General features: G+C 53.5%; 16 protein-coding genes. 11 read left to right on the top strand and 5 right to left on the bottom strand.

All coding sequences use genetic code 11. The annotated features are described in order from the left end of the window. The first annotated feature begins 13 nt into the window (after window positions 1-13). Together F1728_RS20280 and F1728_RS20275 are read left to right on the top strand one after the other, a co-directional pair. Window positions 14-1,453: a hypothetical protein gene (locus F1728_RS20280; protein ID WP_155365602.1), complete on the top strand. Its 1,440-nt coding sequence runs from the start codon at window positions 14-16 to the stop codon at window positions 1,451-1,453. A 319-nt stretch (window positions 1,454-1,772) separates the two neighbouring features. Next, a complete protein-coding gene (locus F1728_RS20275) occupies window positions 1,773-3,008 on the top strand; it encodes an aminotransferase class V-fold PLP-dependent enzyme (RefSeq protein ID WP_155365601.1) in 1,236 nt (411 codons plus the stop codon). Between the two features lie 89 nt (window positions 3,009-3,097). Here the strand turns inward: F1728_RS20275 and F1728_RS20270 are convergent, their stop codons facing one another. Continuing rightward, on the bottom strand, window positions 3,098-3,295 hold the full coding sequence (locus F1728_RS20270) for a cold-shock protein (RefSeq protein ID WP_145043521.1): 198 nt from the start codon (window positions 3,293-3,295) through the stop codon (window positions 3,098-3,100). 334 nt (window positions 3,296-3,629) lie between these two features. Here F1728_RS20270 and F1728_RS20265 point away from each other — a divergent pair, with 334 nt between their 5' ends. The 3 genes from F1728_RS20265 to mntR all read left to right on the top strand — a co-directional run bounded on the left by F1728_RS20265 (window position 3,630) and on the right by mntR (window position 6,806). Beyond that, a complete protein-coding gene (locus tag F1728_RS20265) occupies window positions 3,630-4,922 on the top strand; it encodes a hypothetical protein (RefSeq protein ID WP_155365600.1) in 1,293 nt (430 codons plus the stop codon). A 173-nt stretch (window positions 4,923-5,095) separates the two neighbouring features. Beyond that, the gene (locus tag F1728_RS20260; protein ID WP_155365599.1) at window positions 5,096-6,211 is read left to right on the top strand and encodes an alpha/beta hydrolase family protein; all 1,116 of its coding nucleotides are present in this window, start codon (window positions 5,096-5,098) and stop codon (window positions 6,209-6,211) included. Window positions 6,212-6,356: 145 nt separating this feature from the next. After that, a complete protein-coding gene (gene mntR, locus F1728_RS20255; protein WP_261344560.1) occupies window positions 6,357-6,806 on the top strand; it encodes a manganese-binding transcriptional regulator MntR in 450 nt (149 codons plus the stop codon). A gap of 14 nt (window positions 6,807-6,820) precedes the next feature. On the opposite strand, the gene F1728_RS20250 is transcribed toward mntR, so the two are convergent. Continuing rightward, window positions 6,821-9,355, bottom strand: a complete 2,535-nt coding sequence (locus F1728_RS20250) for a hypothetical protein (protein ID WP_155365598.1) — start codon at window positions 9,353-9,355, stop codon at window positions 6,821-6,823. Between the two features lie 291 nt (window positions 9,356-9,646). On the opposite strand from F1728_RS20250, the gene F1728_RS20245 reads away from it, so the two are divergent. From F1728_RS20245 to F1728_RS20235, 3 genes are all read left to right on the top strand, one after another. Continuing rightward, a complete protein-coding gene (locus tag F1728_RS20245) occupies window positions 9,647-11,122 on the top strand; it encodes a sulfatase (protein ID WP_155365597.1) in 1,476 nt (491 codons plus the stop codon). Between the two features lie 97 nt (window positions 11,123-11,219). Further along, window positions 11,220-12,176: an amidohydrolase family protein gene (locus F1728_RS20240; RefSeq protein WP_155365596.1), complete on the top strand. Its 957-nt coding sequence runs from the start codon at window positions 11,220-11,222 to the stop codon at window positions 12,174-12,176. A 286-nt stretch (window positions 12,177-12,462) separates the two neighbouring features. Further along, window positions 12,463-13,872 (top strand): DUF1501 domain-containing protein, encoded by a 1,410-nt coding sequence (locus F1728_RS20235; protein ID WP_145043540.1) that lies wholly within the window; start codon window positions 12,463-12,465, stop codon window positions 13,870-13,872. Window positions 13,873-13,880: 8 nt separating this feature from the next. Here the strand turns inward: F1728_RS20235 and F1728_RS20230 are convergent, their stop codons facing one another. From F1728_RS20230 to F1728_RS20220, 3 genes are all read right to left on the bottom strand, one after another. Further along, the gene (locus F1728_RS20230) at window positions 13,881-15,314 is read right to left on the bottom strand and encodes a sulfatase (RefSeq protein ID WP_155365595.1); all 1,434 of its coding nucleotides are present in this window, start codon (window positions 15,312-15,314) and stop codon (window positions 13,881-13,883) included. Window positions 15,315-15,343: 29 nt separating this feature from the next. Beyond that, complete coding sequence (locus F1728_RS20225) at window positions 15,344-16,540, bottom strand: hypothetical protein (RefSeq protein WP_155365594.1); 1,197 nt, start codon at window positions 16,538-16,540, stop codon at window positions 15,344-15,346. 180 nt (window positions 16,541-16,720) lie between these two features. After that, on the bottom strand, window positions 16,721-17,878 hold the full coding sequence (locus tag F1728_RS20220) for a hypothetical protein (protein WP_155365593.1): 1,158 nt from the start codon (window positions 17,876-17,878) through the stop codon (window positions 16,721-16,723). A 357-nt stretch (window positions 17,879-18,235) separates the two neighbouring features. Here F1728_RS20220 and F1728_RS20215 point away from each other — a divergent pair, with 357 nt between their 5' ends. From F1728_RS20215 to F1728_RS20205, 3 genes are all read left to right on the top strand, one after another. Next, the gene (locus tag F1728_RS20215; RefSeq protein ID WP_155365592.1) at window positions 18,236-21,010 is read left to right on the top strand and encodes a PSD1 and planctomycete cytochrome C domain-containing protein; all 2,775 of its coding nucleotides are present in this window, start codon (window positions 18,236-18,238) and stop codon (window positions 21,008-21,010) included. A 6-nt stretch (window positions 21,011-21,016) separates the two neighbouring features. Beyond that, entirely contained in the window at window positions 21,017-22,492 is a 1,476-nt protein-coding gene (locus F1728_RS20210) for a DUF1501 domain-containing protein (protein ID WP_155365591.1), read from the top strand. A 90-nt stretch (window positions 22,493-22,582) separates the two neighbouring features. Continuing rightward, window positions 22,583-23,392, top strand: coding sequence for a glycerophosphodiester phosphodiesterase (locus F1728_RS20205; RefSeq protein WP_155365590.1), 810 nt, complete (start codon window positions 22,583-22,585; stop codon window positions 23,390-23,392). The last annotated feature ends 16 nt before the right edge of the window (window positions 23,393-23,408 follow it).

The following is a 23,408-nucleotide window of genomic DNA, read 5'->3' as shown; positions in this document are numbered from 1 at the left end:
TAAGGACCCAATCATGTCGAGACGATTTTTAATCAATGCCAGCTGGTGCGCACTGTTATGCTGCGCTGCGACCGGCTGTTATCCTCACCATCAGTATCCGTATGGTGGAACTTATCCCGGTCCCTACGGTGCGCCCGGTCCTTATCAGATGCCTCCCGGTACCGTTATTCCGGAATCCACGATTCCCCCCGGGAATTATCCCATGCAACCGGATCTGGGACAGCCTGTACCGCCACCACAGGGCGCTCTGCCTTCCAATGGTTCCCAGGCCTGGAACGATTCATTCCCCAACAATACAAACACTAACTACGATGGCGTCGATACACAGTGGAAACAGCCACTCAACAGTCCTTCCGGTTCGGATATGAACGCGCCCTTCGATGCCAATTCAACAGCATCGGGACGCAACACGAATCCCAGCGGTGGTTTCAACAGCGGTTCTTCCAGCAGCCAGCCTGTGCCGAGCTACCAGGATCCCAACCAGATTCGTCCGAACAATAATCCGCCGATCGATAATACGTTTCCTCAAAACAGCAGTCAGCCCCCGCAGAATGATCCGTTCCCTGCGGACACCAACGATCAGTTCCAGAGCAACAAAAACCCGCAACCACAGGGTGGCAACATCCAGACGGACGATCAGTTTGGTCCCAATAACAATGATCAGTTTCCCGGAAATACGCCGCAAAAGTTTCCTGAAGCCAATGATCAGTTCCAGGAGAACAGCGATAGCGGCTTCAGCGTGCCTTCCCCGGTACAGCAGCAGAGCTTTGAAAGCAGTGGCGATACCTTCGAAGCGAATCCCAAAAAATTCAGTGCTAATCAGGGTGCTCCCGCTGACACCTTTGAAGAAAACGCATTCGACAGCAGCCAGGAATTCCAGCCTCCTGTCCAGAGCTTTCCGGAAAATGACAACACATTCCCTGAAAACCAGAATAATCCATTCCCCGGAAATCAGGATAACCCTTTCCCCGGCAACGATGACACCTTCGGCCCGAACAACACTTCGATCATGAAATCGGCGCCTGGTCAGGTCAGCCATGCAAACCATCAGATGCCTGCTTCCGGTCCGCAGCTGGTCCGCTCAGAGCAGTTCATGGCTCCCACCAAATTCCAGCCGGCTTCCTTCGAGTTTCCGGCTGCCGGTGGTGCAGCGACTTCAGCAGGTAAGGCACCTTCGCCATTCAGCTACGATCGTCAGGGTTATCGCTGGTTGCGAGGTGTGGTGGAATTCGATGAACAGGAAAAGAGCTGGAACATCACCTACAATGCGACCCCCGATCAAACAGATAAATTTGGCGGAAACATCGTTTTGCTGGACAAGGGAAAACTCAACCGGTTCAAAAATGGTGATGTCGTCCTGATTGATGGTCGCATTGACGGCTCTCAGCAGGATCGCATGGGCAAGCCCTGCTATCAAGTCATCAAGGCACAACGGCTCGTCCCCAAAAAATGAGCCTGCATGTGTTCATGACAGAGATACTGGCGCGATCAGACCGGTATCTCTCAGTCGTCGAAAGCAATCTCTGAAAGCAGAACTTCCGACTGAGCTGGCCTCAAAACAATACCAGATCCGCGCTCAGCCCTGAACACATCCTGTTACCCCTGTGTCTGACTGGTACTCCCCTGTTTATCGGGGACACAGAACTGTCGACCTGAAGAGAATCCGGTCTGCGCCCTGCTTTGGCGCGACAGCCTTTTCATTACGGGGTTTCCTGTTAGAATTCCTGTAGAGATGTCGATTTTCTATAAACTTCTACCAGACTTAGACAACCATGGTCGCCAATCTATCAGCCATCCGAAACGACTTTCCGATCCTGCAGCGTTCCCTTCCCAACGGGAAGCCGCTGGTTTACCTGGACAGCGGTGCCTCAGCCCAGCGTCCTCAGGTCGTCATTGATAAAATTACGGAAGTCTACGAACAATATTACTCGAATGTCCACCGCGGCGTGCATCAGCTGGGCGACCGTGTGACGACCGAAATGGAATCGGCCCGCACCTGCATTCGAAAGTTCATAGGCGCTGAACATCCCGAAGAGATCATTTTCACCTCCGGCACTACGATGTCCATCAATCTCATTGCTTATTCCTGGGGCAGACATTTCCTCAAGGAAGGCGATGAGATCATCCTGAATGAAATGGAACATCACGCGAACTTCGTCCCCTGGCAGGCGATCGCCAAAGAGCAGGGGGCCGTGCTGAAGTTCATCCAACTGACTCCCGAGGGACGGCTGGATCTCGAACACTATCAAAGTCTGTTGACGAACAGAACCCGGTTGGTCGCCGTCACCGGGATGTCGAATGTTCTGGGAACGATTAATCCCATCACGGAGATGGCCCGGCTTGCCCATGCAGCGGGTGCACTCATCTTTGTTGATGGCGCCCAGAGCGTGCCTCATCTGCCTGTCGATGTTGTTGAAAGCGAGATCGACTTCCTCGCATTCTCAGGACACAAGATTTTTGGCCCTTCGGGCATCGGTGTGCTCTATGGTCGCAAGGCACTGCTGGAAAACCTGCCGCCGTTCCTGTATGGCGGTAATATGATTTCCGAAGTGCATCTGGACGAATCAAAGTGGGCTCGTCTACCGGCCCGCTTCGAAGCAGGCACACCTGCGATCGCCCAGGCAATCGCGCTGGGGACCGCGATCGAGTATGTCAATCAGCTCGGCTTTGATGTGATCGAAGAACAGGAGCATCAGCTCAGCCAGTACGCCATGGAACGACTGCAGTCCGTGCCCGGCCTGGAAATTTATGGCCCACAGGAACTGGAACAACGTGGCGCGATTTTCAGCTTTAATATCGCAGGTGCGCATCCTGAAGATTTGGCAACGCTGCTGGACCGCAAGGGGATTGCGGTGCGTCACGGACACCACTGCACCATGCCACTGCATCAGTTACTGCAGATCCCCGCCAGTGTGCGTGCGAGCCTGACCTTCTATAACACAACCGAAGACATTGATGCATTGATTGAGGCCATCGATTTTGCCCGTCAGCGTCTGCGGCTGGTTTGATTCAACTCGACGAGTCGCTTCTCTGAGCGCATAAAAAAACAGCCGACGAGTTCACGTCGGCTGCAGTGTTTCCTGATGTCATTCCCGAACTAGATCGGTTTGACATTCTCCGCCCGTGGTCCTTTGTCGCCCATTCCCTCGGTGTAGGAGACGCGCTGTCCTTCGTAGAGCTCTTCGAACGACACACCTTCCAGATTGGACAGGTGGAAGAACAGGTCTTTACCTGATCCAGTGTCGATAAATCCAAAACCCTTAGACGTCACCTTCTTGATTGTACCTTCAGCCATCGTATATCAGCTTCCTTCAAAAATAAAACTGCGGCACCTGCCGAAACAACTGGTCAGATTCCTCTGCCGCAAGACTCGATTCTACCTCGACTGAATCAGAAAACAAGCAGACTGAACAGGATTATCCCATAATCCTGCATAAATAAAAAACCGATTAAGACCGTCCTCGCCCTCTGTCAGAGGAGCCGGTTTTCCAGCCGGCTGCCTGCATTTTGATTAAATTCAGGCTGTTTTCTGACATCACTACTTGACAGCTGTTCCTTGACGGAACACCATAAATAGAATAACCATAACAGGATGCCACTTCTCATCTCCATTCAGAAAGCGAGTACTCATGATGGTTCCTCGCCCTGTTTCCGTTGTTTTCCGCGTCATATTCCTGTCGCTGTCTCTGCTGCTGATGGGACAACCGGCGACTGCCCAAAAACGCGCGACCCGATATAACGCCAAGCCTTCCAATACTGTGGAAGCAGCTGCTCTGGAATTTGCTCTCTCGGCAGATGAAGTGAACTCCCTGGTCGGGAAAAAGGCAAACGTGCTGACATCCAACGGCAAGGAAGAAGTAGACGTTGAAATTACCCGTTTCTTTACCGGACGGGATGAGAGCCAGATCAAGTCGATGGAGGTCAAAGCTGAAAACGCCACACGCGGCAAGCGTCTGTTCGCCACGCGTCTGGTGGAAATGAAAGTCGACGACAAGACTTATCAGTTCCAGTATTTGCCTTCGCTCAAAGCGGCTGCCATTGAAGATATGAGTCGCAAGAATGCAGCCATCTCAGAAAAACTGCGTGCCTCAAACGAAGAGTTCTGGGACGAGATTCCCGAAAAGGAACAACTGAAGTACGTCGACGAATACAAAGAGTTCCTGAAGAAAGTCGGTACACATTTCTCTGGCTTCAACATGCAGTTGTATGAGACGAAGTATTTTCTGTTTTATACCGACATGCCGGCAAAGCAGGTTGCCCCCTATCTGGTACAACTCGACAAGATGAACGAACTGCTGGGTCAGTCATTCGGTTTCAAACCCGGGCATAATATCTGGCGTGGCAAAGCGGTGGTCGTCGCTTTTCTGGCTAAACAGGCCTTTCTCGAATTCGAAGAAGAATTCTACAACCGCACCGAAACCGGGAATGCCATCGGTCTCTGCCACTCCCATGGTGACGGCAAGGTCATCGTTTCGTGTTACCGGGGTAACGACCCCAACTTCTTTGGAGCGGTCCTCGTACATGAAACCGCACACGGCTATATCCACCGTTACAAATCAACGGTTCCGATTCCCACCTGGATCAACGAAGGGATCGCCGACTGGATCGCGATGATGATCGTTCCCAGTTCCAAAGAGGTCCGCTTTCGCCAGACCGAAGCCGCTGCCCGACTGAGGCAGTCACATACCTTCGGGGGACAGTTCTTCAATAACGATCGACTCGACGGCTGGCAGTACGGTTCCGCCAGTGCCATCATCCAGTTGATGCTCAAAGCCAATCCGGAGCAGTTCAAGCTCTTTTTCAACGGCATCAAGGAAGGCCTCACCTGGCAGGACAGCCTGCAGCGTGCCTACGGCTTAACCGTCGAACAACTCTGTCAGGCTTACGGTCAGACGATCGGTATTCCCCGGCTGACGCCTTAAAGGAGAGTAGAGAGTCGGATCTATTCTCTACCGACCAGCTGATGTCTGATCAATGATTGTATGCTCGTGATATCAGTACCTGATAGACTCGATATCTTCCTTGAGTTAGAATCAGACTCAGCATCCACCAACGCACCACGCCTGTATTACCTGCCCTGAAAGGACCGTGTGACATGAAAGCTGTTTCCGCCCTGGCTCTGGTCTTTAGTCTGCTGCCCACCCTGGCCTGTGGACAAACCGATTCAAAAAAGTCTGAATACTTCAATCAGAATGTGGCCGACTCGAATCCGCTCCGTAACGAACAGGCGCGGGAACTGGATGCCTATATTCAGAAGATGGCTGCCGACCAGAGTCGATTCAGGAAACTGTTTCAGCCTGACTATTCGTCGGCGGACGCGTTTGCAAAGTCCGCAGAGGCTTACCGCGGTGCGTTCTGTCAGAGTATCGGGTATCCTCCACCGGGCAAGCGTCCCGATTTAAAAGCTTCCTACCAACAGATCGGCGAGGACAGTATCGGCGTCTACTACCGGGCCATGTTCCCGATTTTGCCGGGTGTGCATTCCGAGGGGATCTTCATTCTTCCTAAATCCCTCAAAGGGAAAGCACCACTGATTATCTCCATGCACGGCGGTGGCGGATCGCCTGAAGTTGCGTTATTTAACGGTGGTGCAAACTACAATGACATGGTCCGCGGCGCGGTGAAACGAGGCTATATTGTCTATGCCCCACAGCACTTGTTCCGTGCTGACGAATTTCCCAAAGATATCCGCCGCCAGATCGATGACCGCATGCGGCTCATCGGCACCAGTATTACTGCAGTCGAGATTGCCAAGATCACCTATGCCATTGATGAACTCATTAAACGTCCCGAAGTCGATGCCAGCCGGATTGGGATGGTTGGTTTGTCCTACGGCGGCTATTACGCCCTGGTGACTCCTGCCATCGATCCACGAATTAAGGTGGCGGTCTCCAGCTGTTACTTTGGAGTTCAGGAGGGCCGTTATGAGGAAGAAGAACTTTCGGTCCCTCCCGACTTTCGCTTTATGGATCGCATGACGCTCTTCAATGATGCCGACCTGGTCGCGCTGATCTGTCCCCGTGCTTTACAGATTCAGGCAGGTGCAACCGATCGGCCCTCGCATCGCGAGAAAGGTAAGCAACTGGCGCCCCGGGCCAAAGCTTATTATGAGCAGCTCAATCTGCAGGATCGTTTCGAGCATGTCATTTTCGAAGGGGGACATGAATTTAACGATGCCTCGGCCTGGGCGTTTGTGGAAAAACATTTGTAAGGCGACATGACAGAATACAAATACGCAGACAGGCCCGTTCAGAAATCAGCAATGCATGGTGTCAATTTTAGAACAGGATGAGTGTGTAGTTTCCCACGCGTTCCAGACTGTTAAAAACGGTTTTCGGCCGTTAAGATAGTGCTCCATATTTTCAGAACCCCAAAGGCAAAACAGGATGGCCGCAAAAAAGAAACCGAAGAATCAACACGAGCGCACCCGTGTGGATCATGCCACGGAAAAAGCAGAAGACTATGTGGAGGCCATCGCAGAAGTCATTGAAGAGCAGGGAGTCTGCCGGGTCAAAGATCTGGCCGAACACTTTGCCGTCAGTCATGTCACTGTGAACCGTACCGTGAGCCGTCTGCAGCGGGATGGCTATGTCACCACGGAACCTTACAGCCCCGTCGAACTGACGAGTAAGGGGACGAAGCTCGCGAAAGACTCGCGACATCGCCACGAAATCGTCTTCAGTTTCCTGGTCGCACTCGGCGTCAGTGAAGAGACAGCCGCCACCGACACTGAAGGGATCGAGCACCATGTCAGCCCTGAGACTCTGGCACTGATGGAAAAATACATCGCCGGTACTCAGGGTTGAGCTTCCCGGTTAAGCTATTTCTCTGAGCCCTCGGGTTCGGGTAATGCCTCGCTGTTGATAACACACTGGTAAAACTTCTGGCGTTTCAGCAAGCGATCAAGTGCGGGAACATTCATCTCCCCGGTGGTCTCGAATGTAATCTCTTTTTTCGCTTCATCAACCTGAAATGTCTTGAGATCAACCCAGCTAAATCCATCCAGGGCAGACCGGGCACTGCGGACGATATTCAGTTTACCCGCATACAGGCCGTACTGAATCGTCACTTTCAGATACTTGCCTGTTGCCAACTTACCGGATGAACCGACAGCCATTCCCGCCCCGGATTCAGTAACCATGCCGATCCCCAGAGGGTGCGCTTTTCCTTTCCCCTGAGGGGGGACTGTTTTAACATAGGTCATATCGATTTTGTTTTTCCCCTGCCACTCGAGGATCGTCTGAATTTCGCTCTGCTCGTTGCCCCCAATACGCATTTTTATATCGAAGGTTCCCTGATCAAAGTCCATCTGAAGTGAATTGGGGACGTAGCGATGTAACATATATCTCAAAACCCCCTCTGTTTTCCCCCGGATATAATCCCGATCAATGTGCGGTCCGATTGCATTATGATTTACAAACCGGAAAGACATACTCTTCTCAGAAGATTCCGGATCGTACTGCACATCATGTACTGCGACGATTTCGTCAGCGACCCTGAAATGGAAAAAGAAGAGTGAATTCACCATTTTAGACAGATCTGCCGGCGGAGTGCGGTCCAACTGAAAGGCAATCAGTAACTGCTGCGGATCCACTTCGAGTGAATCCGCGATGAAGCCACTGAGATCACCATTAAAATAAGAGTTCATCCGACTCGCTTCTTTGGCCAGTAGCCTTTTCACTTCATCCGGATTGAGATCGCTGAAAATAGATTTGCTAAATTCCCTTGCTTCGTTGATCCGCATTACTACAAGTTTGTTCGGTCGCCCGGGGGTCCGAAAAGGGGTTTCCGGCGGACCGGTTTTGAGGGGCTGGTCTGAAAGGAGCGTATCATTAAAAACAGACTCATTGATTCGCTTAGACAGATTCCTGCCCGGTTCATGATCCAGCTGAAATGTCACAGTCTTTTCGACAAAATTTACATCCAGGGAATCTGAGATATATCCGGTGATCACGTTCGTCAGGGGAAACATCAGGCCACTGTAGACTCTCCCTCGATCGAAGTTGTAGGAATGCCCTTCTTCAAATCGGTAGGTATGATCATGTTTGAAGCCTTCGATTTTAAAAATTACCTGGGTCGGCTTGAGTTGATCAGGCGTTCGCAGCTCTCGAATGGTATAGGGGATCGGGATCACGTTGACAGGAATCGAAGGGATCTTATTTATTCGAGAGTACAGAAACATCTCGGGATAGCGGGTCAGATGGACCGTCATTTTACGCGATTCCAGATCCAGTTTCAGCGTTTCGGGAATGTACTCCGGAATCGCCTGGGACAGGTGATGGTTCAGGAGTTGAGCCAGCACACTGGCCCCGGCAGTCGGATTGGCGGTAATCTGTTTCGAGAAGGATTCTTCGAGCTGCTTGATCTCGAAATCGATCTTGTAGTCCAGTTCGTCCCCCTCATCTACCGGTTGTTCGAGCGCAACCACTTCGGGAGTATCCGCAACCTGAACTTTGATCGCGACACTTTTGTTGATACTGTCAGCAACCTGCTTCGCAGACTGGGGATCAGCCTGCAGGCTGAGAAGTTTCTTCTCAAGATCAATCTGAGTTGTTCCCGACAGGTAGGAAGGAATTTTCGCCTGCTGCAATTCCTGATCGACAGTATTGGCGATGCCTCTGGAAAACATGTCACTGGCTAATTTCTGGTTCCTGGTTGCTTTGCTGAGTGAGCTCGTAACACCAGCATCAACTTTGACAATCCGATAGACCAGAAGATGCGCTTCCGCTGCCTGAGCAGGAGTCAGAGACCGCTGGTCCAGGGTCTCCTTCTCCGACATGGGTGCGACGGGCTTCTCTGAAGTAGTACTGGCAATGACAGCCTGATCCTTCTGCTCAGCACCAGCTTTCGGCTCTGCAGTATTGACTTGGACAACATCCATTACAGCGTTATCTGGCTCTGCCTTTTCAGGGGTTTTCTCCTCGGATTGCCCCTTGGTCATCAGTTTTGAGGCGAGATTATCCGTAGATTTCTGAGAGCTGGAAGACCCTGAACTCAAAGCAATCAACCCGATGCCTCCCCCGACAATCACCACGATGGCTGCCAGACCGATCCACTTCAGAGAGTCTCCTGAAGACGGATTCCGTTTCGCCGATCGTCCTCGAGGGCGGTTTGCTTTTTCACGGGGTGGCGGGCTGGCTTCCAGATCATCCTCTTCATCCCAGAGGTCGTCCCAGGCATCCTGTTGCGCGGCCGCCTGCTGCGGCTTCTTTGACTTTGAGGAAGATGATGGGGCAGATATGACAAAAGGAACCTGGCACTTCGGGCAGGCAACTTTTTTACCCAGGGCTGCTTTTGATTTGGCTTTAAACGTAGCCCCACAATTAGGGCATTCAATCACAGTAGTCTCAGACATCAATAAAACGACCTTTAAGAGTAACAGAATGAGCTCCCGTAAGGCTAAACTCCAGTTCAGAGACAATCAATACTGTTTAGCAGTAAACAAATAAGAATTAACAGGGATTCACAGAAATAAATCTCTGTAACAAAAAATCGGGTTTGACCTGTAATTCACGAGTCAGTCTGAGCCTCAAAAACTTCAAATGGAACCTGGTATTCCCTACTGAAACAGGGCCTCCACTCTGTTAGGATAAGAGTGTGTACACATTCGCTGGTTCTTAATTCTAATTCCCCTGGGAGTACATTCATGATCCACAGCCTCGGTCGATCTCTGCTGTTTGCCTTCGCTTGCAGCGCGCTGTTTTTCAATTCTCTATCAGCCGTCTCAGCTGAAGAGAGCAGACCCAACGTTCTGTTCCTGATCTGCGACGACCTCAACTGCGATCTGGGTTGCTATGGTCATCCGCAGGTCCAGTCTCCGAATATCGATCAGCTGGCAAAACGGGGGGTTCGCTTTCAGAATGCCTACTGCCAGTTTCCGCTGTGTGGTCCCAGTCGGGCCTCCTTCATGACCGGCATGTACCCCGATCAGACGCTCGTCCATCGCAATGCAATCTACATCCGCGAACACGTCCCCAACGTGAAAACCATTCCGCAGATGTTTCGTGACAACGGTTACTTCGCTACCCGGGTGGGGAAGATCTATCACTACAACGTTCCCAAACATATCGGGACCGGCGGACACGACGACCCTTATTCCTGGAATCAGACCTTCAATCCCCGCGGACGCGATGTGGATGATGAGGATCTGATTTTCACTCTGACCCCCGGCAGTTTTGGAGGCACACTCAGCTGGCTCGCTGCAGAGGGAACTGACGCAGAACAGACAGACGGCATTGCCGCGGATATCGCCATCGAACAGCTGCAGAAGTTTGCCAAAAGTAAGCAGCCGTTCTTCATGGCGGTCGGCCTCTACCGTCCACACACACCTTATGTCGCTCCCAAGGACTACTTCAAAAAGTATCCCACTGAGCAGATCAAAGTCCCACAGGTTCCCGAAGGCTATCTCGACACGATTCCCAAACCGGCCCGGCAGTCAGTGAGACGGAAGAAAGTACAGATCGACTTGCCTGATGATCTGGCCCGCCAGGCAATTCAGGCGTACTACGCCTCCATCACCTTTGCTGACGCACAACTCGGCAAAATTCTGGAAGCACTGAAAGAGAGTGGGCTGGAAGAGAACACGATTGTCGTTTTCACCTCCGATCATGGTTATCACATGGGTGAGCACGGACACTGGCAGAAAACGACGCTGTACGAAAATGCGACGCATGTGCCGCTGATCATCGCCGGCCCGGGTGTACTTGCCCAGGGTCAGACAGCAGAAGCACCTGCAGAAATGGTCGACTTTTATCCCACACTGGCAGAACTGACGGGCCTGAAAGCCCCTGCCTCTGCAGTTGGAGTGAGCCAGGTTCCCACACTCAAAGACGCCTCCGTGGCATCGCGCGATTCGGCATTCACTCAATACGCCAACGGCTACAGTCTGCGAACTCCTCGTTATCGTTATACCGAATGGGGAGAAAAGGGAAAGCTGGGTGTCGAGCTTTACGATCATCAGTCAGACGCTGCAGAAATGAAGAATCTGGCCGGCGATCCAGCGACGGCAGAAGTGCGTGCGAAGCTGGCAAAGCAGCTGCATGCACGCATTGAACAGGCCAACGTGCATCCCAAAGGGGTCACTCAGATCAAGTTCGAAAACCGACGTCGCGTCCCCAAATAATTTCAGAACCGCTCTTGTAATTCCTGCGGGGGTTGTTTTGAATGGAAGAAAGCAATTAGTGAACCTTCCTTCAAAAATCCCCCCAAAGGAATGAGCGATGAATATTTCCCGACGTGCCTTTTCGAAATCACTGTTCCTCGCTGGCCTTGGATGTGCAGCCGGTCAATGGCCGACCAGCCGTGCTCAGGCGGCAGCTCCCAGTATCGAAGCGGGCACCGGGTTCATTGACGTCCACACGCACATCGGCACCTACACAGACCCGAAGAAGAATCTGTCACCTGAAGCCTTAATCAGCTGGATGGATGAATTCGAAGTCGAGAAAGCGGTGGTGCTGCCTTTGACTTCGCCTGAATCTACGAAGTATCTGCAAACAACCGAATCGGTGCTGGCGGCTGCCAAAGATCATCCCGATCGTCTGATTCCCTTCTGCTCGGTCGACCCTCGCACAACGCACGCCGGCTCGGTCAAGGCACTCACGGGCATGATCCAGGGCTGGGTCGATCAGGGAGCCAAAGGCTTCGGGGAACACAAAGTCGGTCTGAATTTCGATGATCCACTGATGATGCGCGTTTACGAAGCCTGCCAGGAAGTCGGCATTCCGCTGCTGTTCCATATCGATAACATTCGCGGCAAAGATGTTCCCGGTCTCAAGCGACTTGAGAACGCACTGAAGACATTTCCCGAACTGAACTTCATCGGCCATGGTCCCGGCTGGTGGGCATCGATTTCCGGCGGTCTCGATCAGAAATCACTGGGGGGCTACCCGAAATCGAAAGTTGAACCAGGTGGTGCGATTGATGATCTGATGAGCCGCTACCCCAACATCTACGGAGATCTCTCCGCGGGTTCGGGAGCCAACTCAATTTCCCGTGATATGGAATTCGGAACGGAATTCCTGATCCGACGTCAGGACCGGATCATGTTCGGCACCGATTACCTCGCTCCCGGTCAGCATGTTCCCCAGTTCGAACTGTTCGAAAAACTGGTTCTGCCCGACGAGGTCCGCAGCAAGATCTGTCGAGAAAATGCAATCAAGCTGTTGAAACTTTCCTGAAATCAGGCCCTCAGACACCACCTTTTATTCGGGATACACCGATTAGAGCAAGAGAAATGTATACACACGAACACACAGCGAACGAATCTGGAGATTAATGCGGAATTTCGCGCTGTTCTTTCCGATCATATTTGTGTATGCTGATGATTAAAGAACCTTCATATTCCTGCCAGCGCTACTCACCACACAGGGTATGAGATAAAAGCTGTTTTTTTATTTACCACACCAGTTTTTATCTAATCCTAATTAATAATCGAATCCTCGATTTTGAAATGGGAGAATTCGGATGTCCCAGTCAGACTTCAACCCAGAAAATACACACGGAAGACACCATCAGAGCGGCAGCAGTTTTGCCAGCTTCGCTCCCGGTTCAGACCTGATTCGCAGTGGCAGCCGTCGCTGGTTCCTGCAGACAGGCATGGCTGGTCTCGCTGGTTTGTCACTTCCGGAGCTGTTACGACAAAAGGCACAGGCCGCTCCCCAGGCACAAATCAGCCAAAAGTACCAGGCCAAGTCGGTGATTATGATCTGGCTGTCCGGCGGTCCCAGTCAGCTTGATACCTGGGATTTGAAACCTCAGGCCCCGAAAGAAATTCGTGGTCCCTTCAATCCGATACAGACTTCAGTCAGCGGCATTGAAATTTGCGAGCACCTGCCCAAGCAGGCAGCGATGATGGACAAGTTCGCCATCATTCGCTCAATGGATGCCACAGCCAGCAATCACACACCCACCACCTTCCAGGCAGCGAATCCCAAATCACGTCGAACCAACGACAACCGTGACGGGGGCGGCTATCCTTCCATGGGTTCGGTAGCTGCAAAATTCCGTGGTCCCAACGTTCCGGGGATGCCTGGTTTCGTCGCGCTGGCCGACAGCATGGCTGCCGACATCTACGGTGCAGGGCACCTGGGACATCGCTATGAACCACTGGATGGCGTCAAAGCAGCCGGTAAGTTCGGCATGCCGGATGGCGTCACATCTTCCCGCCTCACCGACCGTGATGCACTCCGTCGTCAGTTTGACCAGATGCGAAAACATGCTGACATGTCATCCGACCTGGCCCTCCAGGATCGCTACGTACAGGAAGCTTACGACATGGTCCTGTCGGGAAATGTCGCCCGTGCCTTCGACCTCAACAAAGAACCTCAGAAGATCCGCGACAAGTACGGCGACAGCTCGTTTGGTCGCAAATCACTGCTGGCCCGCCGCCTCGTTGAAGCGGGTGTTACCTTCATCACCATGAGTGATGCCTGGGGACACTGGGATCATCACGGTGACGAAGTCAAGTGGGGCGGAATCACCAAAGGTCTGAAACCGATGCTTCCCTCGTTCGATCATGGCGTGACAACGCTCATCAGCGATCTGGAAGAACGCGGCCTGCTCGATTCAACCCTGGTCCTTGTCCTGGGTGAATTCGGTCGTGGGCCGGTCATCACCAAAACCGATGGACGTGGTCACTGGACTCCCGTCATGTCGATGCTGGCAGCCGGTGCAGGTGTGCCCGGCGGTCAGGTGATTGGTGCTACCGATCGTCGTGGTGGTGAAATTGCCGAACGACGTCTGGGCCCGGGCGACCTGGGTGCCACCGTGTTCAGCAAGCTGGGCATCGATCCTTACGGACACTGGATCAAACCGGGAGGACGTCCCACGCCTCTGGTCGAAGGTCCTTCCGCCCCGATCGCCGAACTCGCTTAAACCGCGATTCACTTTTGAGAAGCAGCCGCAGTCGGATAACGGGCCTGCATGTCCTGCAGCATCTGTTGAAGCTGCGTTCCCAGCTGCGCGGCCTTTTCCGGCTGGCTGGCACTTAAATCATGCTGCTCACCCGGATCGTTGCTTAGATCGTACAGCTCTCGTTTTCCCGTTTCATAAAACTGCAGCAGCTTCCAGTCTCCACTGCGAATCGCAGAGACAGGTCGGGTTTTGCTCACCGCGAAATCATTGACGCCGATCGTCTCTTTTGCTGTTTCATACCCTTTTTCCGGATGATAATACGGAAAATGCCAGGTCAGCGGTCGCGTCTGCCATGCGGCTGTTTTCCCCTCCAGCAGCGGGACCAGACATTGACCATCGAGCGTCAGCGAGTCACAGTTTCCCACTGCGACTTCACAAAAAGTAGGAAACAGATCGGTCCCGCTGACCGGTACTTCGCACACGCTGTCCGCTTTCACATGCCCGGGCCAGCGGACCAATAAGGGCACACGGATCCCCGCCTCATACAGGTTCCACTTACTTCCCCGCAGGGGACCATTGGCGGCATACTCGGGATGTCCGCCGTTATCAGACGTAAAGACGACGAGGGTGGAATCGCGCAGGCCCTGTTGATCCAGCGCGTCCAGTACCTGTCCCACATAGGTATCGAGGGTTTCAATAAACGCACCATAGTGCGTGCGAAGCTTTTGATTTCCCGGACCGGCTGCAGTGCGGCTCCGATACTTTTCTATCAGCCAGTCGGTGGGTGCTTTAACCGGTGTGTGCACATGGAAATAAGAGAGATACAGAAAGAACGGCTGCCTGCGTTTCTGTTGCAGGAAGCGGATAGCATTCTCGGTAACTGCGTCAGGAGGAAACTGATCCTTTTTAAAGTCTCCCGGTTTCCAGGCGAACTTTTTGGCATAGGGATGACTGCCGAAGGTTTCGACGGCTTTTTGAAATCCCTGCTGGCGGGGACCGTGTGTCGGACTCCAGCCCAGATAACGTTGATAATGCTCATTCACGTGCCACTTCCCGAAGAAGCCGGTCTCGTAATCGGCCTGCTGCAACATCTCGCCGAGTGTGACTTCTTTCAAAGGCAGGTCCTGCGTGTAAGCGGGGGGCTGCATCAGACGAGTCGGCGGTTGCACTCCGGCCGGCTTCGTGACGAATTCAAAATGCAGCCTCGCAGGTGTCTTTCCGGTTAGAATTGAGGCCCGTGAAGCAGAGCAGATTGGCGCCGGAGAATAAGCATTCGTGAACTTCATTCCCTGTTTCGCCAACCGGTCAAGGTGGGGCGTATCAGCGAGCTTTCCCCCATAACAGTGCAGATCATGCCAGCCCAGATCGTCGGCCAGAATAAAGACGATGTTCGGCGGGGTCTCTGCTGCCGAAAGGGGAAGCGAACAACAACAGAGCATCAGGAAGATGAGCGCGCGACACATCGATGAACCTCAGATTTGAAGAGCTTAGCTTATTTGATTTCAAACCCGAGTGTAACGAATTCCCCCACCGTGTTCGAGCCTGTCTGCTTTAGAGAGAGATCAACGGCGAAAGGCTGTTGCAGGCTGTTGCCCGCGAGATCTTCCAGCACAGAACCGATCACCAGCTGATAGCGGCCCGGCTGCCAGGGTTTTTCCGGGGTCCACTTCCAGACCGATTCGTGATCCGCCAGTTCGATCTTGCCGGGAACCGTTTTTCCACTGGTCGTCTCAATCCGAAGCTGACTGTGCAGCAGGGCGTAATCCAGCGATTCCCCCAGTTCACAAATCAACGGCGCTCGTGTTCCGGAGGTCGGAATTTTCAGTTGCCATGACTCTGGTTTCGGCTGACGTTCATCCATGGCGACAGCTGAGAATGTTTTTTTAACTTCCTGTCCCAGTGCATGCCCCGTCAGTGCCGACCACTTCGGGTTGATCCGTAATTCATACTCCTGTCCGGCATTCAGGATCGCCCCCAGTTCGACATTCAGATTTACGCCCGTCTTCTGCCGCCCGGGATGAAACCAGAGTGTCAGTTGCTTCCCATCGGGAGACCAGAGCTCAGTGTGTCGAAACGGTCGGGGGACCAGTTGCTGCTGAGTTTTGTTATACAGCGAAAAATAATCAAAGATGTCCCCCTGCTGCATCGGCTCCGAAAACTGAATGTAAAACTTCAAATGATTGGCGGGGAGCTGTTTACCCGAAGGATAGATCGACAGCACCCGCGGCGGTTTTGTTTCGGGCAGGGGAATGGCGTATGTTTTGTGCAGACGCTGTTCTCCCTCTTTCCCAGCCAGTTGTAACGCACGCGCGTCAAAGGATGCCTGATAGCGTCCGCCTCTCACGAGCGGAAATGCAGGCTGAAAGGTGAGCCGCTGGTCTTGCAGTTCATAGCGTCCCAGCATAGGTGGCAGCTCTTGAGAAGATTTGCTTTCCCGCTTCAGTGACAGGACCTGCTGGTACTGTTCCTCGGAGGCATCACGGAGCGTTGTCCAGAGTCGGGAATCAGCTGCTGTCACTATTACGCGGCACTGCCGCGGGTCCTGTTTGTCTGCTTCAAAACAAAGTTGAAACAGACGGTCATCGGGTGAGCCGGTTGCCTGTGCATACTCAGGTGATATCAGGTTGAAAGTGGTCACCAAAAGCAGCGTGATTGAGACTAGTTTTCCAGCTGGGACTGATAACAACATCGCAACACCATTCGAGCACAGGTGAGCGGAACGGCGTTAATCGCCGGTAATCTGGAAAACACGCGGTTCTCCGATACCGGTGGCTAGCGCCATGCCGCTCATTTGTTTCGTGAATAAAAACAGGCTCTTTCCCGTTGGTTTAAAAACCGGAAAGAGCCCGAAAATCAAAAACCGAACGGGTTATGGCAATTCGGCAATTTCCAGATCGAGGTGTCCGTCGTTGTCACGCAGCACAACGATTTCCTTTTTCTGCAGCTTGTCGATGTGCACGGCACCAGAGAGCTGATCGACGATTTCAATGCCATTGGGCCCCTGTTTCTGTTTCACATCGCGGCGAGCCGCTTCCTCATTGATGTCCTCTGCCTCGAGGTAATCCATGTTGACGCGAACGCCCCACCACTTACTGGGGCCGTACATGCTCTTCTTCCAGTGGAAGCGGAAGGTGTTTGTCAGCAACCATTCCTTGCCGTTACTTTCGTAGGTCAACATGTCCAGCGGACGGTTACCCGATCCTAGTTCGACAACACTGGTTCCCTTGACCTTGCTGCCGGACTGCAGTTCATCCAGGGGGAACTTGGCAATCGGCGTGCAGGCGAACGCACCGACAATATAGTTCTTACCTTTATTCGAATAAGGTACGAACGACTGAATCGGGGCCTTGGTTTCCCAGCGGCGATGAGCCACATGATAGGTTTCGGCGCTGAAAATTTTGGCCGAGGTGCCATGTGTCAGCGGCAGTGGGATCGAGTAAATCTTGTTGGCGAACTCTTCGTTCGACTGTGCTGCTGCCAGGAGACGATCACTGGCCAGCGCAACGCCGGTGATGTTGCGAATTTTGGATTTTTCACCGCCGGGAAGTGAGACCTGGATATAGTCGACATTCGACAGATCGAAGTTTTTGACTTTCCCCTTCGCGTCAATCACCAGAATCGCTGGTTGATTGTCGGTTTTGCGTTTGACCGAGAGATAGACTTTGCCACTCTGTGAATTGACGGCCATATCGGCAATGTCGATCTGATCGGGTTCGACGCCCAGGCTGGCCGCCACCGCGACATCAATCTGGGGCACTTTCTTCTCCAGCTTCTGCAGAGGTCCCGCATCGTGAGTATCAATAACTGTAATTGTCGCTTTCGCAGGGTCCGCCACCACCAGCAATCCGCCGGGTCCGAATGTAATTTTTCCCACCGATTTCAAACCGGGGTTTCCTGCCTGCACATCCTTAAGATACTTACTCGCCGCATCTTTGCTCACGCCGGCCTGAAGCGCCGGTCCACTGGAGAGCAGCAACATCAGTACAAGCACACTGAGGCCTGCTTTCATGATTTGCGATCTGATCATCAAACTGATTCCTGAAAAAAGTCACTCGAAATAGTGGGGCTCCTCATCCCTTCCAACGAAATTCAATCGTAATTTCTGAGAATTGAGAGTCAACAACTTTGTAACAGGAAACAGAGTTTATAGCGATTCTTCACATCGGACCGCTCAGGCAGCCCAGTCAAGTAGAACCCGCCGAAACAGGAATCGTCGGGGTTCGTGCTTGACAGAACCGACACATAAACTGTTATAATTATGTTCCTTCCCGAGTTCTGGACGCGCGCAGAACGGGAGTGACTACCAGCTTGAGTCATACGGACAATCAGACCCGATTGTCATCCTCCATCAACGCCTGCCTCTAATCGCGAGAAACCTTCAGCAATGGTCGTTTCCCGTCGTACCATCACCGGCCTGCTGTGCAACTGTCTGATTGTCTGCCTGCACTTCACTACCGTCGTCAGTCACGCTGCAGACGCCCCCGCTGAACAAAAATCCGTTGTTTACGAAGACACCGTCCTGCCGATCTTTCAGAAACACTGCGTCAAATGCCACAGTAAGAAAAACCGCAAAGCGGAATTCGATCTGAGCTCAACCGCCGGCCTGCTCAAGGGAGGCGAATCAGGAGCAGGGCTCGTCTCAGGTCAACCGGAAGAGAGTCTGCTCTATGATTATCTGCACGAAGAGCTGATGCCCCCGGAAGGCGAAACGCTGCTTTCGAAAGCCGAAATCGAGACCGTGCGCCTGTGGATCAGCGGCGGACTCAAGTTCAAAGCAGCGCCCCAGTCTGTGGCGGAAAGCCGAATTTCGCAGCACGATGTAATTCCGATCCTCTATCGCCGATGTGTGATGTGTCACGGCCCGGAATACCAGGAAGGGGGGCTCGACCTGCGAACCAAGGCAGCCATGCTGACCGGCGGTAACGCAGGTCCTGCGGTCATCACAGGTCAGCCCGACGAGAGCCCGTTGGTCAAATATATAATAGAGAAGACCTGCCCGCCCAAAGCGGAGATCAGCCGCGCAGGAATCGAACCGATGCCTGCCGCGGAACTGGAAACGGTGAAAACCTGGATCACCGAAGGCCTGCATGAAGATGACAACAGCGAACCGTTTCGCCTCGACCAGGATCCACTGGTCACATCGGAAGATCGTCAGTTCTGGTCATTCCAGCCTCCCCAGCAGGTCACTCCGCCCGCAGTCAAACATCAGACACTGGTGAAAAATCCGATCGATGCCTTCCTGCTCCGTAAGCTGGAAGCAGCTGACCTCTCCTATGCCCCCGAGGCAGACAAGCGAACGTTGATCCGCCGCGCAACTTATGCCTTAACAGGACTGCCTCCCACACAAGACGAAGTACAGGCATTTCTCGCGGATGAAAGTCCGGACGCCTATGAACAACTGGTCGATCGTCTGCTCGCTTCTCCCCGTTATGGCGAGAAGTGGGGACAGTTCTGGCTCGACCTGGCGGGATACGCGGATTCCGAAGGAAAACGGAGTGCCGACCTGATCCGCAAATACGCGTATCGCTACCGGGATTATGTGATTCAGTCTTTTGGTGAAGACAAACCTTACGATGTCTTCCTCACCGAACAGTTGGCCGGCGATGAACTGGTCGATCATCAACACGCCTCGGAAGTCACTCCCGAACTGATTGAAAAGCTGGTCGCGACCGGCTTTCTGCGGATGGCGCCCGATGGGACCTCAGCCAACCCGGTGAATCGTGTGACTGACCGTCTGGAGGTCATCTCGGATGAACTCGACGTGCTGTACCGCAGTGTGCTGGGCCTGACGATGAATTGTGCCCGCTGTCACAGTCACAAGTATGATCCGATTCCGCAGCGCGACTATTACCGTTCTATGGCGATCTTTAAGGGAGCCTACGACGAGTACGACTGGATGACGCCCCAACCTTTCAGCAACCAGTGGAAGCGGGCCCGCAGTCGTCTGCTGACCCTGGTTCCCAAGGAAGAACAGGCCGCCATCGATCAGCACAATGCACCGATCGAAGCCAAAATTGCAGACGTCGAATCGAAACTCAAAGACAAGAAACTGGACAAGGCGGAAAAGAAGAAACTCGACAAAGAGCTCAAGGACTTAAAGGCCTCTCTCAAAACCCCGGAAATGATCCGGGCTCTCTGGGACCGGGGGCGTCCTTCGCCGACCTATATCTATCGCCGTGGCGACGAGATGCAACCCACCCGTCCTGTGGAACCGGGGCCGCCGTCTGCGATCGCCGCAGGCATCTCGCCTTATCGCATTGATCCTTCGTTACAGACCGATGAGAAAACCGGACGCAGACTGGCGTTTGCCCGCTGGTTGACGCAGCCCGACCATCCGCTGACTTCCCGGGTGATTGTGAATCGCATCTGGCACAAACATTTTGGTACCGGCCTGGTGAAGAGTATCGACAACTTTGGCGCCCTGGGAACGCCTCCCAGCCATCCCAAACTACTGGACTGGCTGGCGGTTGAATTCGTCCAGCAGGGCTGGCAGTTCAAAAAACTGCATCGGCTGATCATGACCTCGCGTGCCTACCGGCAGTCATCTGGCGTCACACCGGAACTGGAGAAACAGGATCCGGAAAACGAACTGCTTTCCCGTATGCCACTCAGACGACTCGAAGCAGAGGAACTGCGCGACGCTCTGATCTTCACTGCCGGCGAACTCGACGAGACCAAGTATGGTCAGCCAGTCGCTGTGGAAGTCCGGAAAGATGGACTGGTAACTGCGAAGCGGAGTGAGGACGGCTGGCGACGCAGCGTTTATGTCCGTCACCGCCGAAAAGAAATGCCGACCTTCCTGGAAGTGTTTGACCTGCCCCAGATGAACCCGAACTGCACCGAACGGAAGATTTCCAATGTCGTTTCCCAGCCCCTGCTGCTGGTCAACAATAAAATGGTACACGAACTGGCGGTCTACTTTGCGGATCGAGTACGGAAGCAGGCGGGAGACGATCCTGCTCAACAGATTAAGCTGGCTTACCAGTTGGCCTACCAGCGTCCCCCTGCTGAGACAGAACTTGCGCTGGCCCTCGACTCACTGAAGTTACTGAATCCCCCAGCTGAAAAGGATTCCCAACAGGATTCCCGTCCTGCTGACGGATTTACTGAATACTGCCACGTGTTGCTCAACTCCGCCGAATTTCTTTACATCGACTGAGAAGACATGACCGTTCCCCCGCTACAAAATGAACTGCTGACTGAACTTTCCCGTCGTCGCTTTTTTGATCGCATGACAGACGGTCTGTGTGGTGTTGCGCTGTCCTCCCTGCTGGGGCAGCAGGCCTTCGGAGCAGAAACACATCGCGCTCAGAATCTTCCAGAGAACCTGCAGCCGCGTCGTCCGCATTTCACTCCCCGCGCCACGTCGGTCATTCATCTCTGCATGCAGGGCGGCCCCAGCCAGGTTGACTTGTTCGATCCCAAGCCCGCCTTGAAGAAGTATCATGGACAGACCGCCCCCCGCGAACTTACCGGCAACGCTGTATTCGAAACCGACCGCACCGGGAAACTCATGCAGAGCCCGTTTGAATTCAAGCGGCACGGCAAGTCGGGAGCCTGGGTTTCCAATGCGCTACCCCACATTGCGCAGGAAGTGGACGAGATGACGATTGTCCGCTCGATGTACAACGTGCATCCCAACCACGAACCGGCCATTTACAAAATGCAGTCCGGCCAGACGTTTCCCGGGCATCCAGTGCTCGGCTCCTGGGTTACATACGGTCTGGGGAATGAAAATCAGAATCTGCCCGCTTACGTGGTACTCGCTGATCCCACCAATCGACTGCCTGTCAACAACGTGGACAACTGGATGTCGGGTTACCTTTCGCCCCTCTACCAGGGAACGCGAATGAAATCGACGGGCTCTCCGCTGTTGAACTTGGCTCCCGATTACGCTCACACCGAGCAGGTCAGTCGCAACAAACAACAGCTGCTCAAACAGCTCGACCGCATGCATCAGAAACAACGCCCCGGTCAGCAGGAGCTGGAAGCCCGCATACAGAATTACGAGATGGCTGCCAACATGCAGCTCGAAGCGACCGAGACACTCGACCTGGCACAGGAAACGCAGGAAACCCTGGCCATGTATGGCATCGATCAGCAAGAGACCGAAAGTTTCGGCAGACGCTGCCTGCTGGCCCGACGTCTGGTCGAGAAAGGAGTTCGCTTCGTTCAGCTTTATACTCGCACTCAACTCTGGGATAACCATTCCAAGATTGCAAATTCCTTGCAGAGTGCCTGTGGCCAGACTGACCTGCCGGTCGCGGGGCTGCTCAAAGACCTGCGTCAGCGGGGACTGCTCGATTCAACGCTGGTCCTCTGGGGTGGTGAGTTCGGACGTCTGCCGACGGCCCAGATCACCAACAACGCCCAGATGAAACTCGCCGGCCGCGATCATGGCCCCTACGGTTTCTCAGCCTGGATGGCGGGTGGGGGAGTCAAACGGGGTCTGGTTTACGGCAGCACCGATGAAGTCGGCTACGCTTCCGTGGAAAACCGCGTCAGCATCCAGGACTGGCACGCGACCATTCTGCACCTGTTGGGCATGGACCATGAAAGACTGGTCTACCAGCGCAACGGCCTGGGCGAACGGCTGACGCATCAGTTCGAAACGAATGTCGTCCACGATATCATCGCCTGAACGCATCGCTGAATTTCATCTGCTCTTCTTGAGATCTTCACTGGGGCCCGCTAGCATGGGCTCTGGTTTTTCTTTCTGGAGTCTCAACTGATGAAATTTGTATGCGCGTTACTGTTCGCTCTCAACCTGCTGACGGTACTTCCTGCTGAGGAACACTCCTTTTTAAAGAACGGTGTCACCGCCCATCGCGGCAATTCCGTTGCCTGGCCGGAGAACACCATCCCCGCTTTTGAAAGTGGAATCTTAGCGGGTGCAGACTGGCTGGAACTCGACATCTTTCTCACGAAGGACGGTAAGCTGGTCGTCACACATGACAAGACCACGAAGCGGGTGGGTGACCAGAACCGGGACGTGGCCGATTCCACATATGCAGAACTGAAAACGATTGACGTCGCTACCGACTTCCGTCGCAGAAAGCAGCTGACCAAAACAGAATGCCCGCCCCAGCAGATGCCATTGCTCGAGGAAGTACTGCTACTCGTCAAGCAACAGCACAAAACCCGTGTTTCGCTGCAACCCAAGGCCGACTGCGTCAAAGAGGCGGTCGCACTGGTCAAGCGTCTGAAGATGGAGCCCTGGGTCGGCTTCAATGACGGAAACCTGAAATACATGACCCAGGTCAAACAGCTGGCTCCCGAGATCCCCGTCTTCTGGGATCGTGGTGCGGATACCGATATCGCAGCCGACATCAAGATTGCCAGGCAGCGCGGCTTTGAAGCCCTGGTTCTACATTACAGTGGGATCACTCCAGAAAAAGTCCAGCAGATCAAAGCCGCCGGCCTCGAGCCGGGTGCCTGGACCGTCAACGATCCCGATTTGATGCAGCAACTGCTCAAACAGGGCGTCGAACGCATTTATACCGACGATCCCAGCCTGCTGCTGGGATTGAAAAATCAGTAACTCCCGCCTCTGAAAC

This window comes from Gimesia benthica (assembly GCF_009720525.1).
Lineage (GTDB): Bacteria > Planctomycetota > Planctomycetia > Planctomycetales > Planctomycetaceae > Gimesia > Gimesia benthica.
Note: the sequence above shows the minus strand (reverse complement) of the source record. Positions and strands in the feature narration are given on the sequence as shown.